The organism is Lysinibacillus sp. FJAT-14222 (assembly GCF_001278875.1).
GTDB classification, from domain to species: Bacteria; Bacillota; Bacilli; order Bacillales_A; family Planococcaceae; genus Lysinibacillus; species Lysinibacillus agricola.
The window spans coordinates 1-810 of the sequence record NZ_LIYL01000039.1 but is presented as its reverse complement, the minus strand read 5'-3'; the positions used below and the strand labels follow the sequence as shown (position 1 = coordinate 810).

The window sequence follows — 810 nt, the reverse complement described above, 5'->3', positions numbered from 1 at the left end:
TTACGTCAAATAACAAATGATTTACATAACGTCAATTTGAACACGAAAATTAGTCCCCCTTATTTTATTCAAGAAGTTGAGTTTCAAAAGGAGTAGATAAAATAAAATATTTTAAAATTTTTTGTGATGCTTAGTGTAGCAGTATTTATTGGAACTGTGGAGAGTGATATGGTATAGTTTTGGGAGTTTTTTGATTATATTGGACTACCAAAAATAGAAAATAGAAAATTCCAAAAAAAGATATTGTATAATGATTATGTAGTGAATATTGTTTAAGGAGTGCAAAATGGGAAATCTAACAATTGAAATTTTACTAGTCTTTATTCAATATTTTATAATGCTATTTTTCTGTAAATATGTATTAGACTTAAATTTTTCAAAAAAACAATTTCTATTTATTATACTTATTATGTTTTTACCAACAGCTATATTATTTCTATTTATTGGACCAATATCTATCTTATACCTTGTATTGATATTAGCAATTATGGTTTATCGAGAAACAAAATGTATTATGAGCATTCTTCATGTGTTTATGGCGCTTATTTTTATAGTAATTAGCGATAACATATCGTATATAATTGCTTTTCGTTTACTTAATGCAATAGGAAATGAACAGCTAATTATAATCGGCTATTTCTTATTTTTAATAGTATTTGCCATAGTATTCGCCATTTTTTATAAACGAGTTGTGAAATTTTTGAGTGAACGCTGGGTATTTAAAAGTGTTTCATATATTTCGGTATTCCTTGGTATTGCTACAGTCATCTTTATGTACATCAATATCATGGCAATTGACCATGACAATTT

The 810-nt window shown here is 26.0% G+C and carries 1 pseudogene; it reads left to right on the top strand.

The features are described 5' to 3' along the window. Window positions 1–286: 286 nt before the first annotated feature. Window positions 287–810 (top strand): annotated as a pseudogene (locus tag AN161_RS16620) (signal transduction protein); the annotation flags it as partial.